The sequence below is a fragment of the Streptomyces sp. NPDC059866 genome, assembly GCF_042731325.1.
GTDB lineage: Bacteria > Actinomycetota > Actinomycetes > Streptomycetales > Streptomycetaceae > Streptomyces > Streptomyces flavusporus.
This window is the reverse complement of record NZ_JBHWJT010000006.1, coordinates 245,557-260,118: the sequence shown is the minus strand read 5'-3', so window position 1 is coordinate 260,118 and position 14,562 is coordinate 245,557. Positions and strand designations below refer to the sequence as shown.

At 71.0% G+C, this 14,562-nt stretch carries 10 protein-coding genes; 6 read left to right on the top strand and 4 right to left on the bottom strand.

Annotated elements, in window-relative coordinates:
- Position 1: 1 nt before the first annotated feature.
- Positions 2–1,549 carry an MFS transporter gene (locus ACFV7R_RS11665; protein ID WP_385262588.1) on the top strand — a complete coding sequence of 516 codons (1,548 nt, stop codon included), beginning with the start codon at positions 2–4 and terminating at the stop codon, positions 1,547–1,549.
- 102 nt (positions 1,550–1,651) lie between these two features.
- Here the strand turns inward: ACFV7R_RS11665 and ACFV7R_RS11660 are convergent, their stop codons facing one another.
- Positions 1,652–2,161, bottom strand: a complete 510-nt coding sequence (locus tag ACFV7R_RS11660; RefSeq protein ID WP_385262586.1) for a MarR family winged helix-turn-helix transcriptional regulator — start codon at positions 2,159–2,161, stop codon at positions 1,652–1,654.
- Positions 2,162–2,291: 130 nt separating this feature from the next.
- Here ACFV7R_RS11660 and ACFV7R_RS11655 point away from each other — a divergent pair, with 130 nt between their 5' ends.
- Complete coding sequence (locus ACFV7R_RS11655; protein ID WP_385262845.1) at positions 2,292–3,059, top strand: dioxygenase; 768 nt, start codon at positions 2,292–2,294, stop codon at positions 3,057–3,059.
- 16 nt (positions 3,060–3,075) lie between these two features.
- Here ACFV7R_RS11655 and ACFV7R_RS11650 read toward each other — a convergent pair whose 3' ends face one another.
- The gene (locus ACFV7R_RS11650; RefSeq protein ID WP_385262584.1) at positions 3,076–3,594 is read right to left on the bottom strand and encodes a GNAT family N-acetyltransferase; all 519 of its coding nucleotides are present in this window, start codon (positions 3,592–3,594) and stop codon (positions 3,076–3,078) included.
- A gap of 188 nt (positions 3,595–3,782) precedes the next feature.
- On the opposite strand from ACFV7R_RS11650, the gene ACFV7R_RS11645 reads away from it, so the two are divergent.
- Positions 3,783–4,781: an RNA polymerase sigma factor RpoD/SigA gene (locus tag ACFV7R_RS11645; protein WP_385262583.1), complete on the top strand. Its 999-nt coding sequence runs from the start codon at positions 3,783–3,785 to the stop codon at positions 4,779–4,781.
- A gap of 501 nt (positions 4,782–5,282) precedes the next feature.
- The gene (locus ACFV7R_RS11640; RefSeq protein WP_385262843.1) at positions 5,283–5,975 is read left to right on the top strand and encodes a TetR/AcrR family transcriptional regulator; all 693 of its coding nucleotides are present in this window, start codon (positions 5,283–5,285) and stop codon (positions 5,973–5,975) included.
- Between the two features lie 29 nt (positions 5,976–6,004).
- Here the strand turns inward: ACFV7R_RS11640 and ACFV7R_RS11635 are convergent, their stop codons facing one another.
- Positions 6,005–6,985 carry a helix-turn-helix transcriptional regulator gene (locus ACFV7R_RS11635; RefSeq protein WP_385262581.1) on the bottom strand — a complete coding sequence of 327 codons (981 nt, stop codon included), beginning with the start codon at positions 6,983–6,985 and terminating at the stop codon, positions 6,005–6,007.
- A 63-nt stretch (positions 6,986–7,048) separates the two neighbouring features.
- Here ACFV7R_RS11635 and ACFV7R_RS11630 point away from each other — a divergent pair, with 63 nt between their 5' ends.
- Both ACFV7R_RS11630 and ACFV7R_RS11625 read left to right on the top strand, forming a co-directional pair.
- Complete coding sequence (locus ACFV7R_RS11630; RefSeq protein WP_385262579.1) at positions 7,049–8,569, top strand: MFS transporter; 1,521 nt, start codon at positions 7,049–7,051, stop codon at positions 8,567–8,569.
- A 375-nt stretch (positions 8,570–8,944) separates the two neighbouring features.
- The gene (locus tag ACFV7R_RS11625) at positions 8,945–10,735 is read left to right on the top strand and encodes an HEXXH motif domain-containing protein (protein ID WP_385262577.1); all 1,791 of its coding nucleotides are present in this window, start codon (positions 8,945–8,947) and stop codon (positions 10,733–10,735) included.
- A 67-nt stretch (positions 10,736–10,802) separates the two neighbouring features.
- Here ACFV7R_RS11625 and fxsT read toward each other — a convergent pair whose 3' ends face one another.
- Positions 10,803–14,546, bottom strand: a complete 3,744-nt coding sequence (fxsT, locus tag ACFV7R_RS11620) for an FxSxx-COOH system tetratricopeptide repeat protein (protein WP_385262574.1) — start codon at positions 14,544–14,546, stop codon at positions 10,803–10,805.
- Between the last annotated feature and the right edge of the window lie 16 nt (positions 14,547–14,562).

Genomic DNA, 14,562 nt, shown 5'->3' with positions numbered 1-14,562 from the left:
CATGTCTGAAACAGCCCGAAGCGTCCCCGACGCCTCCGCATCCGTCCCTGATCCGGCCCGCTGGAAAGCGCTCGTCTTCATCGCGCTCGCCCAGCTGATGGTCGTCCTCGACGCGACCATCGTGAACATCGCCCTGCCCTCCGCCCAGCAGGACCTGGGCATCTCCGACGGCAACCGGCAGTGGGTCGTCACGGCCTACGCCCTCGCCTTCGGTGGTCTGCTGCTCTTCGGCGGCCGCATAGCCGACCTGTGGGGCCGCAAGCGCACCTTCGTCCTCGGTCTGGCCGGCTTCGCCGCCGCCTCCGCGCTGGGCGGCGCCGCCACCAACGAGGCGATGATGTTCGGCTCCCGCGCCCTGCAGGGCGTCTTCGGCGCCCTTCTCGCGCCGGCCGCGCTGTCCCTGCTCGCCGTGATGTTCACGGACGCCAAGGAGCGCGCCAAGGCCTTCGGTATCTACGGTGCGATCGCCGGTGGTGGCGGCGCCGTCGGTCTGATCCTCGGCGGTTTCCTCACCGAGTACCTGGACTGGCGCTGGACGTTCTTCGTCAACATCCCGTTCGCGGTGGTCGCCGCGGCCGGTGCCTGGTTCGTCATCCGTGAGCCCGAGGGCAGCCGCAACCGTTCCCCGCTCGACATCCCCGGCGTGATCCTGTCCACCCTCGGTCTGGTCGCGCTCGTCTACGGCTTCACCCGCGCCGAGTCCGAGGGCTGGAGCGACTCCGTGACGATCGGCATGTTCGTCGGATCCGCCGTGCTGCTCGCCGCGTTCGTGTTCGTCGAGGCCAGGGTCAAGGCCCCGCTGCTGCCGCTGCGTGTGCTCACCGAGCGCAACCGCGGAGGTGTCTATCTCTCCCTGGGCCTGGCGATCATCGGGATGTTCGGCCTGTTCCTCTTCCTGACCTACTACCTCCAGATCGTGAAGGGCTACTCGCCGGTCAAGACCGGTTTCGCCTTCCTGCCGATGATCGTCGGCATGATCGTGGGCTCGACCCAGATCGGCACCCGCCTGATGACCCGGGTCGCGCCGCGCCTGCTGATGGGCCCCGGCTTCCTGGTCGCGGCCGTCGGCATGCTGTTGCTGACCCAGCTGGAGATCGACTCCTCGTACGCGGCCCTGCTGCTGCCGGCGATGCTCCTGCTCGGCCTCGGCATGGGTACGGCCTTCATGCCGGCGATGTCCCTGGCCACCCAGGGCGTCGAACCGCGGGACTCCGGTGTCGCCTCCGCGATGGTCAACACCTCGCAGCAGGTGGGCGGCGCGATCGGCACCGCCCTGCTGAACACGATCGCCGCCTCGGCGACGACCTCGTACATCGCCGACCACATCCGCTCGGCCACGTCCCCCGCCCAGCAGCAGGTCGTGCAGCTGGAGGGCATGGTGCAGGGCTACACCAGCGCCATCTGGGTCGCCGTCGGCATCCTGGTCCTCGCCGCGGTGATCGCCGTGACCTTCATCAACGCCGGCCGCCCGGACACCGCCGCGGTGACCGGCTCCGGTTCCGGTGAGGGTGCCGAGGACGAGGTGGCGGTGCCGGTGATCGCACACTGACGCCGACACCGGCTCGTACCCCTTCGGGCCATCCGTACGGACGAGGAGGGGACGCCTCGTCCGTACGACCCCCAGGATCTGCCCTGGTTCCCTGAGTTCGCTCTAGCGGAGCCAGGGCAGGTCCGCTCCCGCGTCATCGGGCTGGAGTCCCTCGGCGACGATCTGCATGATCTCGCCGAGGGACTTCTGCTGTTCCGGGGTGAGCCGCTCGAACAGCGCCTGTCGTACGGCGGCCACATGGCCCGGCGCGGACCGCTTCAGCACCTCCATGCCCGCGTCCGTCAGCACCGCGAGCTGGCCCCGCTTGTCCGAGGGGCAGTCCTCGCGGCGCACCCAGCCGCTCTTCTCCAGGCGGGCGATCGCGTGCGAGAGGCGGGAGCGGGTGATCTTCGCCTTCATGGCCAGTTCGGTCATCCGCAGCCGGCGGTGCGGGGCCTCGGCGAGTCCGACGAGGAGCCCGTAGTAGACGTGCGGCATGCCCGCGTCGCGCTGGAGCTGGCGGTCGAGGTGGTCCTCGAGGAGGGTGGTGGCATGCAGGTAGGAGCGCCAGATGCGCTGCTCCTCCTCGGTGAGCCAGCGGGGTGCGTCAGCGGATCCGGGTGCCGTGTTCATGGGCTCCACTGTACGAGCCCTCTTCTTGAACTTTGAACAAACGTGGCGTAGTCTTCTAGGCGACAGCTTGAGACTTCAAGTAATCCGTCAGGGAGCCGCCGTCATGTCCGCCGCAGCCGCCCAGGAGCGCATGCCCGCCCTCTATCTCAGCCACGGCGCCCCGCCCCTCGCGGACGACCCGGTCTGGCCCGGTCAGCTCGCCGCCTGGTCCGCGGACCTGCCCCGCCCCAAGGCGATCCTCGTCGTCTCCGCCCACTGGGAGGAGGCCCCCCTCGCCCTCGGCGCCACCCGGACGATCCCCCTCGTCTACGACTTCTGGGGCTTCCCCGAGCACTACTACCAGGTGCGCTACGAGGCCCCCGGCGCCCCCGAACTCGCCGAGTCCGTACGCAAGCTGCTGCGCGCCCCCGGCATGCCGGTGCAGGACATCCCCGACCGGGGGCTCGACCACGGGGCGTACGTCCCGCTGGTGGAGATGTTCCCCGAGGCCGACCTCCCGGTCCTGCAGATCTCCATGCCGACCCTGGACCCCGTGCAGCTGATGGACATCGGCCGCCGGCTGGCCCCGCTGCGCGACGAGGGCGTGCTCATCGTCGGCTCCGGCTTCTTCACCCACAACCTCGCCGCGCTGCGCCACACCGGCGGGGGAGTGCCGAGCTGGTCCTCCGAGTTCGACGACTGGGGCCGGCGTGCACTGGAGGCCCGTGACGTGGACGCCCTGCTGGACTTCCTCCACAAGGCGCCGGCGGGCCGCTACGCCCACCCCCGCACCGAGCACTTCGCGCCGCTGTTCGTGACCATGGGCGCGGCGGAGGTGGCCGGCGAGCTGGACGCGCAGAAGTCGGTGATCGACGGGTTCTGGATGGGGATGGCGAAGCGGTCGGTGCAGTTCGGGTGAACCCCGGGGGGAGGGGCTACAGCTCCTTCTCGTACCAGGCGACGTCCCAGTACCGCCCGAACTTGCGGCCCGCCTCCCGGTACGTCCCGACGTACCGGAACCCGAAGCGCTCGTGCAGCCGCGTGGACGCCTCGTTGGGCTGTGCGATGCCGGCGTAGGCGCGGTGCAGGTCCTCGCCGGCCAGGGCCTCGAAGAGGGCCTTGTAGAGCAGCGTGCCGACGCCGCGGCGCCCGGCGTGCGGGGCGACGTAGACCGTGACCTCCACGGAGGTGTCGTAGGCAGGCTTCGCGCGATAAGGGCTGGATGTGGCGTACCCCAGAATTTCCTGTGAGTCCGCGTCCGTGGCAACCATCAGCCGGTGCGGTCCGTCTTCAGGGTGGGAGAGCAGCCAAGGGCGGCGCTCTTCCGGAGCGAAGACCGTGGTATCGAATGTGATGGGCGTCTCACGTACGTAGTGGTTGTAGAGGTCGGTGAGGGCCTCGAGGTCACTCTCGGCTCCTGGCCTGACCTGCACCTCTGTACGTCCCGGCCGCATCACGCCTCCCTGCTCGGCCGGACAGGGTACTGCATGATCAGAAAAATCGAGGGTGGGTTGGGAATTCTGTCCGGATTCCAGTCGTTGTTTCCATCGGATGCAGGGCACCCGAAGAGCCGCAGAAAGCGCCGAGAGTGCTGAGCGTCCGCAGGACCACCCGCTGACCTCATCATCGCAAGGGAGCACGCATGGCAACCCGTGCCGTCGCCCGTCGTACGTCCGCCGCGGGCGAGACCGTCGACGCGACCAGCAGTGTCCGCGCCCATGGCGGCGAGATCGCGGACCGCGATCTGGTCGGCATGTACCTCGACGAAATCGCGCGTACGCCGCTGCTCGACGCCGCAAAGGAGGTCGAGCTGTCCCAGACGATCGAAGCGGGTGTGTTCGCGCGACAGGTCCTCGACGGATACGAGGAGACCCAGACCGACGCCACCCGCGCCGAACTGGAGGCCCTGGTCGCCGAGGGCGAGCGGGCCAAGGACGTCTTCATCCGCTCCAACCTCCGCCTGGTCGTCGCCGTGGCCCGCCGCTACCCCCGGAGCGGTCTGCCGCTGCTCGACCTGATCCAGGAGGGCAACGCGGGCCTGGTGCGCGCGGTCGAGAAGTTCGACTACCGCAAGGGCTTCAAGTTCTCCACGTACGCCACCTGGTGGATCCGCCAGGCGATCACCCGCTCCATAGCCGACCAGTCGCGCACCATCCGCCTGCCCGTCCACCTGGTGGAGGAGCTGGGCCGGATCCGGCGCGTGCAGCGCGAGTTCAACCGTGAGCACGGCCGGGACCCGGAGCCCACCGAGGTAGCCGCCGAGCTCGGCTCGTCGCCGGAGCGTGTCATCGACGTGCTCGACTGGGCCCGCGACCCGGTCTCGCTGAACATGTCGGTGGACGACGAGGGCGAGACCCAGTTCGGCGACCTGCTCGAGGACACCTCCGCGGTGTCGCCGGAGCAGTCGGTGCTGACGCTGCTGCGCAGCGAGGAGCTGGACGACCTGATCGGCCGCCTCGACCAGCGCACGGCCTCGATCATCAAGATGCGGTACGGCATCGAGGACGGCCGGGAGCGCACGCTGACCGAGGTCGGCAAGGAGCACGGCCTGACCCGCGAGCGCATCCGCCAGATCGAGAAGCACGCGCTGCTGGAGCTGAAGAAGCTGGCGCGGTCCACCGGGTTCGACGCGGCGGCGTGACCGCCCGTCGGACCGGCGGTCGCCACCCGGCGGGCGTACGACCCGTGCGGGCGCGTACGCGGGGTGGCGAAAGGCCGCGCAAACATGGCGATGTAACGCCGCTTCAAGCGGCGCGGGCCAGGGAACAAGACCTCCGGGCACGGGAGTTCGGGGGCCCGGCCCGGTCGCAGCCGGACCGCATCCGCAACCAGAGCCACGTCCCGACGCACTCCCCCCGGCGCCGGGACCTTCCCCAGCCGGGCTTCGGCGCCTTCCCCCGGGCGTCGGGGCCCGGCTGTTTCTCTTCCGGGCGCGGGCACGACTGGGCGGCGGGGCACCCCGTACCTGAACACCGGGGTGGCCCGCCGAATGGCAGATTGTGTCACATGGGCATAGCCTGCCGACGTGAGCAGCACCACCTCCGCGCAGAACCCGCGCCGTTCTTCGTCCCATACCTCCCGGTCCTCCGCTTCGTCCTCCCCTGCGTCCTCGCTGACGGAGCGGCGTAAGGCGGCAACGCGGATGGAGATCGCCCGGGCGGCGGCGGGACTCTTCGTACGACGCGGCCTGCGCGCCACCCGCGCCGAGGACATCGCCCAGGCCGCGGGCATCGCCCCGCGCACCTTCTACCGTTACTTCGCCACCAAGGAGGAGGCGGTCGCCCCGCTCTACGCGGCCGGCGCCCAACGCTGGGCCGAGGCCGTCCGCGAGGCCCCCGCCGGTCTCTCCGTACCCGAGGCCCTGGAACACGCGATACGCCACACCCTGACCCCGGGCCTGGGTGTCTCGGCCGCCTCCTGGGAATGGGTCCGCACCCTCATCCACCTGGCCAACACGAGCCCGGCCATCGGAAAGGTGTGGGCAGAGGTGTGCCGGGCGTCGGAGGACATGCTGGCGGAGGTCCTGGCGGAAAGGGCGCGGGCCGGGACGTCTTCGGTCACAGAGCGTCAGGACAACGTTGCCGACCGGATCACCGTGACCCCGGAACTCCGCTTCACCGCAGCGGTCGCGAGCGCAGCGGTCCGCGTGGCCGTCGAATCCTGGGCATCGGGCCCGGCCCCGGCCTCGGGCCCGAACGGCCCGGCCCCGGCCTCGGGCCCGAACGGCCCGGCCCCGGCCTCGGGCCCGAACGGCCCGGCGGAGCTGGCGCTGCGAAACCTTGGGGCACTGCGGGGGTTCCGGTGGGAGGGGGAGGCCGAAGCGGGCGGCCACTGATCGCACGCACACGCCAAAGCGCGCCCGCCTCACCCGGCGCCCACCCCACCCCCACCCGCCCGGCTCAACCGTCCACCCAACTCCCGTACACATTCCACAAGTTCCCCCGGCCCCTCCACGGCGAACTCCACCCCCACCATCGCCAGCCGCACCGCGAACCACTCCACCGGATCCCCGCCGGCGCCGGCCAGCCGGCACCGCCCCGCCCCCACCGCCTCCGGCACTCCGAGCCACCGCGGCAGCCGAGCCGCCACCACCTCCGCCGACGCCTCGAACGTGACGGCGAACTCGTACGTCTCCTGCCGCCGTCCGATCGACTGCCGCAGGTACTCCGCCGCACTCCCCGTCGGCAACTCCCGCGGAGCGAACCGCACCCCCGTGGCGAACGGCTCGCTCACCCGGTCGACCCGGAACGTCCGCCAGTCCGCACGATCGAGGTCGTAGGCCACGAGGTACCACCGCCGCCCCGTCGACACCAGTCGGTACGGCTCCGTCAGCCGCCGCGACTCGCTGCCGTCCTTCGCCCGGTACGCGAACCGCAGCCGCTCCCGACCGGCCACCGTGGACGCCATCGCGGTCAGCGTCTCGGGCGCGATACTCGGCCCGTCCCCGCTGGTCAGCGGCGTGGTCGCGGCCTGCAGCGTGGCCACCCGGCGCCGTAGCCGACCCGGCAGCACCTGTTCCAGCTTGGCCAGCGCCCGTACCGACGCCTCGTCCACGCCCTCCAGTGCGTGCCCCGCCCCGGCCCGCAGGCCGACGGCGATGGCCACCGCCTCCTCGTCGTCGAGCACGAGCGGCGGCATCGCCTTGCCCGCGACGAGCCGGTAGCCGCCGTCGGCCCCTTTGGTCGCCTGCACGGGATAGCCCAGCTCGCGCAGCCGGTCGATGTCCCGCCGCACCGTGCGCCGCGACACCCCGAGCCGCTCGGCGAGCTCGCCGCCGGGCCATTCGCGGGGCGTCTGGAGGAGGGAGAGGAGCTGGAGGATGCGTGCCGGAGTGTCCGTCGTCATGAGTTCGAGGATGCCGCAGCATTAGGACATGATCTGACCTACTGCGCCCCTAGGTTTCGGGACATGACCTCCACCGAGACCTCTTTGAGCACCTCAGCCGGGGCCGGAGCGGCCGACCGCCGCCGCTGGTTCGCCCTCGCGATCGTGATGACCGCGGCCTTCATGGACCTCGTCGACGTCACGATCGTGAACATCGCGATCCCGTCGATCCAGCGGAACGAAGGCGCCTCCTTCAGCCAGATCCAGTGGATCACCGCCGGTTACGCGCTGGCCTTCGCCGCCGGTCTGATCACCGGCGGCCGACTGGGCGACATCCACGGCCGCAAACGCGTCTTCCTCGTCGGCATCGGCGGCTTCACCCTCGCCTCCGCGCTGTGCGGCCTCGCCGCGAACCCGGAGATGCTCGTCGCCTCCCGCATCCTGCAGGGCGCGATGGCCGCGCTGATGGTGCCGCAGGTCCTGGCGATCGTGCACGCCACGTTCCCGGCGCACGAACGCGGCAAGGTCTTCGGGCTGTTCGGCGCGGTCGTCGGCCTCGGCGCGGTATCCGGTCCGCTGCTCGGTGCCCTGCTGACCGAGTGGAACCTGTTCGGCCTCGAATGGCGCCCGATCTTTCTGATCAACCTTCCGGTGGGTGTCGCCGGCCTGATCCTGGGCCGCCGTTTCATCACCGAGTCCAGGGCCCCGTACGCCCTGAAACTGGACCTCGTCGGCGTCGCCCTGGTCACGCTGGGTCTGCTGATGCTGCTCTACCCGCTGACCCGCGGCCGTGAGCTGGGCTGGCCGCTGTGGGGGCACGTCTCGATGGGCGGCGCGCTGGTGGTGCTCGCCGCGCTGGTGGCCTACGAGCGGCGCAAGGCGGCGCGGGACGGCTCCCCGCTGATCGAACTGTCCCTGTTCAGGGTCAAGAGCTTCGCCGCCGGTATCGCCGTGCAGACCGTCTTCGGGGTCGGGCTCGGCATCTTCTTCCTGGTCTGGACGCTGTACATGCAGTACGGCCTGGGCTGGGGCCCGCTGCGGGCGGGGCTGACCGGGGTGCCGTTCTCGATCGCGGTGTCGGTGGCGGCCGGGATGTCGGTGCAGAAGCTGGTGCCGCGCTTCGGGCGCGGGGTGCTGCAGGCGGGCGCGCTGGTGATGGCGGCCGGACTGGCTCTCTACGTCTGGGAGTCCGAGCGGTACGGTCTCGCCATCGCCTCCTGGCAGATGGCGCTGCCGCTGATCGTCATGGGTGCGGGCATGGGCCTGATCGTCGCTCCGCTCACGGACGCGATCCTGTCGGAGGTGCCGCGCGAGCACGCCGGTTCGGCGTCCGGGCTCATCAGCACCGTGCAGCAGATGGGCAACGCGCTCGGGCTCGGGCTGGTGTCGGTGGTGTTCTTCGGGGTCGTCGACGACCGGCCGGCTTCGGCGCAGCCGGGTCCGGCGTTCGTGGACGGCTTCCAGCATGCGGTCGGGTGGGTCGCCGTGGTGATGGTGGTGATCTTCCTGCTGATGTTCGCCCTGCCGAGGCGTCCGGCGCAGCATGTGGAGGGCGCGGGGGAGGACTCCCGTGCCTCCGACAGCGAGCCGGTGCTCGTGGGCTGAAGCCCTGGTGCCGTGCCCGTCCTCCGGCGCCGGAGGACGGGCACACCGCCGTGCGGGCGTACCTGTTTTCCGCCCCGGGAGTGCATCTTGATATACCGTGACGCCATGTCATCGAGGGAACACGCAACCCCCCGTGGAACGGCGGGGTCCGGGGAGCCGCAGTCCTGGCTCCCGTCCTTGTCGGGTCTGTCGCTCGAGGAGGTCGCGGCCCTTGATGACACCGTTCTCCGGCCGTCGATCGAGCGTCTTCAGAATCAGGTCAGCCGTCCCTTGTCCACGATCGCGGGCAGCGACGGCGGTTAGGGCCCCTGTCGCGAACTGCCGCAGCGTGCCCCGGCCACCTCATGATTCGATGAACGAGGAAATGTCGCGCCGATGCGCCTTCACCACCTCACCGATGCCGTCCTGCAGTCGCTGACCTCCGTCATCGAGGAGAAGGAAGCCGTCGCCTTTCTGCTCGACGCGGAGTCGAGCCGACGGCTGCTGTTGCTCCGCGCGATTCTGGACGCGGGCGGTGGAGCCGATGCGCGGCCGGGGGACGCCGACGAGGTGCGCCGGGCCTGGCGTCTGCTCGAATCCGCCGAGCGGTCGGCTCCGGCAGCCTTCCGCAGGGTGCTCCTCGATCCGCAGACGGGTGTGTGGGCGGCGAACCTGCTGCGCAGACTGTCCCGACAGAGCCCGGAGGCGACCGCGGGTGAGGTACCCCTGCGCGTGGAGCTGGGGTACCTCAGGCAATGGGCGGCAGCCGTGTTCGCTGCCGCCGGCGTCGACTTCCGCACCCGCGTTCCGCTGCGTGACGGCCGGGTGTTCCTGCCGGGGCTGGGCCGGGCGACCGTCGGCGGCGATCCCTGGGGCACCGCCGAGGTGTGGGGCCGCGACGGTGTGGTCCGGGTCGCGGCGGGCGGCGTGACCGTGACCCTGCCGGAGGAGACGGAGGGCGACGTACCCGGTTGGGAGGGACAGCGGCGGCTGCGTGCCGGGCATGCGGGAGTGCACCTGACCCTCGCACTCGACGACCTCGGGCCGTACGTGCCGGTGCCGGAGCTGGGGGCGCCCAGGAGGCTCTCCGAAGCCCAGTTCGCTTCCTGGCAGCACTGGTTCGAGCGTATGTGGCGGGTGCTGGTGGACGACCACACCGACAGCGCCCGGGCTCTGACCACGGGGCTGCTGTCCCTCGTACCGTTGCCCCGAGGGGAGCGGCTGCGCGCGCGGGCGGCCTCGTCGAGCGACGCCTTCGGGTGCCTGCTGCTGTCCGAGCCGGACGACGACGGCGTTCTCCCGGTGCAGCTCGGGGTGGCCGTCCTGCACGAGTTCCGGCACACCCTGCTCAACGGACTCCTCTTTCTGTCGCCGCTGTTCGAGGAGTGCGACGAGGCCTTCTACGCGCCCTGGCGGGATGATCCGCGCCCGCTCGGCGGGCTCGCTCACGGGGCGTACGCCTTTTCGGGAGTGGCGCACTACTGGCGCACACGCGGTGTGGAGGGGCTTGCGGGATTCGAGTTCGCGCTGTGGCGCAACGCCGTACGGACCGCGTTCGAGACGCTGCGCGACCATTGCGCCCTCACTCCGCTGGGACAAGCGCTGATCGGCAGCCTGGACGAGCAGACCGCGGGGTGGCACGCCGAGCCGGTGGGCGCGCGGGAACAGCGTCTCGCGCACCTCTCGGCCGTATACCACCGTGCGACCTGGCGCGCACACCATCTCCGGGTACCGTCCGCGCACGCCCGGGAGTTGGCGGATGCCTGGCGCGCGGGGCGGCCCGCGGACTCGGCATCCCGCCCCGAACCCACGCTGCACGCCGACCCGCACGCCTGCCGGCTGGACACGCTGGCGCTGCTGGCGCGGCTCAGACTCGTCGCACCCGGCGAGTTCGACGCCCTGCACGCGATGACGGACCCCGGCAGCGAGGTTCCCGGTGTGGTTCCGGCCGATCTGGCCCTGGTGGACGGCGACGCCGCGACCGCGGTCAAGCTGTACGCCGACGAGCTCACCTCACCCGGCGCCAGACCGGCGGCCTGGGCGGGGCTCGGCCTGGCCCTGGCCGAGTGCGGAGAGCGGGGCGCCGGGACCGCCCTCACGGAGCGTCCCGAACTCGCCCTGGCCGTTGGCCACTCGTTGCCCTCCCCGCCGGATCCGGTGGCGTTGGCCCACTGGCTCGCGGGGTAGCGGCACGCGCGGCTGCGCCGGGGCGCGGGCGGCGCACCGGGCTCCGTACCGGGGCGGCCCGGGGCCGTCAGAGGGGCATCGGGTCGATGTCGCAGTCAGCGCGGTGGCCCCAGTCGGCGACCTGGGCGACCGCAGGGTGATCGCCGCCCAGCTTGCGACCCAGACGCTCGCGGGTGTCGTTGCGCATCGCCTCCGCCTCCTCGGCGCGGTTCACCGCCCGCAGGTCCATCGCGAGGTTCGCGGCACAGGCCAGGGTCGAGGGGTGGTCGTCGTCGAAGACCTCCCGGGACCGGCACAGCGTCTCGGTGTCGAGGTCCAGCGCGCCGGCGGCGTCACCGAGGGCGTAGTGGTCGCTGGCGAGATTCGTGCGGCACACCAGCGTGGACGGGTGCGTCGGGCCCAGCTGCTCGGTGAGCTGTTCCAGGGCCACGGCGTCGATGTACTGCGCGGCCGCCGCGTTGCCCAGCAGACGATAGGTGATGGCCAGGTTCACGGCCGCCGACAGGGCGTGGGGGTGGTGCTTGCCGTACGTCTCCTCGTACCGATGGCAGATTTCCGCACCCAGCCGCAGCGCCTCCTCCAGGTTTCCCCGGTGCCGCAGGTGGATGGTCAGCTCCAGGGTGGCGGCCATGGACTCGGGGTTGCGGTCGCCGTACCGGCGCAGGAGCTCGGCGTGGATCTGTTCGGCCGTCGCCGCAGCCTCCTCGTGCTCGCCGGCCTTGCGCAGGGCGACGGCCAGGAGGCGGACACAGTGCAGGGTGAACGGATTGCTGCTGCCGAGCAGCGTGGTGGCCTGCTCGGTTATCTCGTGGTGGTACATCAACGCCGTGTGGTAGTCGCCGAGTTCACGAAGATCGACGATCAGGCTCAGCCAGGTGCGCAGCGAGTGGATGTGGTCCTGGCCGAAGACCTCCGTGCGGCTGCGCCACGTCTGCTCGTCCAGTTCCAGGGCACGGTCGAACTTTCCCACCAGACGTAGGCTCACTCCGAGGTTGTGCGCGGCGCGGAGCGTCTCCGGGTCGTCCGGACCGATGAGTTCCACATACTGCTGGTGCACGGATTCGGCGAGTTCGAGTGCCTCTGAGAACGCGCCGCGTACCCGGCGGTCTATGGCGACGTGCTGGATCGCGGCGAACGTGTCCTGATGGTGGGGGCCCATCGACCTGAGATACGCCTCCAGGGTCGCCGCGTTGAGTTCGGCGGCCTCCTTGTAGCGGCCCATGCTGAACTGGAGGAATCCCAGCAACCGGGCGATCTCCAGCGTTTGCGGGTGCTCTTCGCCCAGCCGGCCGGACCATTCGCCGTGTGCGGAGCGGGCCAGTTCCAGGCAGGACTCGTAGTCGCCCCAGCGCAGCAGGTACCCGACCTCGTTCACGACCAGCCGGCGAACCCAGGTCTCGTCGGACCGCATCGCCTCGGAGACGACCACGTGGGGATACAGGGTGCCGTAACGGTCCCAGCGAAGCGCGTTGGTGGGGTCGTTGGGATCGCTCGCCACCAGCAGCATGTGGGCGCCGTGGCGCATGGTGGCCCGGTCCTCCTCGGTCATCCGGAACTGCAGGGCCGCCTGCACCAGCCGGTGCATCTGCAGGGAATTGGTGCGGTGGTTGAAGCGGGCCAGCGAGTAGCGGCCGATGTCGCGTATGGCCTGGCCGAGACGGATCGGATCCTCCAGGGCGGCGTCCAGCTCGGGGGTGAGCGGGCTGAGCGGCATCCGCATGAACATGCTCCGGTCGATCGGCTCGGGAGCAAAGAAGGAGCACACCTGGAGCAGCTGGTACGCGGCCGGGTTCTTGACCTCCAGCTGGTCCAGCGAGATGTTCCAGGCGGCTATGACGGGATGCTGGTTGTCGAGCGGCGCCGTGCCCCGCAGCAGGTCCACGCGCTTCTCGTCGAGCAGGCGCAGGTACTCGTCCACGGGCATGCCGGTCTCGGCGTGCCAGGCGGCGGCCTGCTCGATGGCCAGCGGCAGGTCACCGAGGGCCTGGGCGAGCCGGTCGGCGTCCTCGTCACTGATTTCGGGACCACGTACCCGCAGCAGTTCCTTGCTCTCCTCCCGCATGAAGACGTCGACCTCCAACGGCCGGGCGAGGGAGGCCCATTGGGGATTGCGTGAGGTGACGAGGATGTTCCCGGGCCCGCCCGGCGGGAAGAACTGCCCTACGGCTTCCGGGCTTTCCGCGTTGTCGAAGACAAGGATCCAGTTGGCGTAGGGCACGCCGACGCGCAGGGCCTCCAGCACCGCGGCCACGGTCGACGAAGCGTCGGAACCGGTCGGCACGCCCAGCCGCGGGGCCAGTTCCACCAAGGACAGGGAGATCTGCGCCGTGCGTTCGGCGGAGATCCACCAGACCAGGTCGTAGTCGGTCATATGGCGGTAGAGATACTCGACCGCCAGCAGGCTCTTGCCGACGCCGCCCATTCCGTGCAGCGTGTGGGGCAGCACAGCGGTCGCCTTCTCCCGCAGCAGCCGCTGGTGCAGTTCCTCGAGGAGTGCCTCGCGGCCGGTGAAGTTCGGATTTCTCGGCGGGATGTTCCCCCATACCGTGGGGGTGCTCCTGGTGCGTCCGTTGCCCACCGCGCTCGCCGGGGCCTGCTGCGGCATCACCGGCCTCCTCTCCCCGTGATCGGTCGGTCGGTCGGCGTCACCCGGCTGCCGGGCGACGGCATTGCTGAATGCTGTGGGTGTGGTGGTGCCGTTCTGCTGTGCGTGCTGCGGGCCCTGCCGACCGGCCGTGGCGGCTGCGAGGGCCTCGTCGACCTCCCTCGCCGGCTTCAGGAACGGTCCGGACAAGGCGTGGAGCACCGCGCTCTCCGCCACGAGCCACGGCCCGGACTCCTCGTCGACCGGCGGAAGCCGGTGCACGGCGGCACCGCCCAGCAGCCGGGGCAGTCGCCACAAGTGTTCCCCGCTGGATCCCCGGCGATCCCCCATCAGCTCGACGACCCGCACGACGTCGGCGCGCCGCCCGGTGGCCAGCAACTCCTCACGGACACCGGGCAGGAAGGCGAATGCCGTGTCCCCCCAGGCCGTGGGAACGAGCAGGCCGTACACCAGCAGGTGTGCGAAGTCGGCGACGGAGCTGCCCGGGACCAGCGCGCGCTGCACCTCGTTGACCAGCTCCGCGGTGAGGGGGACGGCGGCGAGCATGGTGGCGAGCGTGAACACGTCGCCGGGCACGGACGAGCGGAAACGCGCGACCCTGGCCGCCGGCGTGGGAACGGGCTCCTCCTCGGCCTCTGCGGAGCCGGCAGGCACGCGCGCGCGGGGGAACATCACCGTCATCGGCAGCCATGCCGGTGGTGCCCCGCCCAGCAGCCTGGACCAGGCTTCCAGCCAGCGGGGGGTGAGTTCGAGCACCGGAACCGCCAGGTCAGGACGGTGGCCGGACGGCGTGCCGTCCTGGACGTCGGGGCCCAGTCCGCGGGGCCGCCAGCGCATCCGGTGGCCGGCCGCGCCCGGGGCGGGGGAGCGCAGCAGCACCTGCCAGCCGCGCAGCCCCGTCGCGTGCCACACCGAGTGGGGCAGCAGGTGGATGAGCGCGGTCGGTCCGGACTGTCCCCAGCGGCGCAGCAGCGGTTCCACCTCGCGGGTGCGCCAGCGCGGGCCCACGCCATCGGTGAGGAGCAGCGTCAGCCGGGTGCCGGCACCATGACGCGGCAGTGTCGCCGGATCGGCGCTGTGGGCGAACGGCAGCCGGTGCGTGGTGATCCGCCCGAAGGAACCGTCCCGGTGCAGTTCCCTGGCGAGGTCGTGCGCCGTCTGCTGCCACAGACCCATCGTCGGACCCGAGTCGGCCACCAGCGCCACGTCCCTGACACGGCCC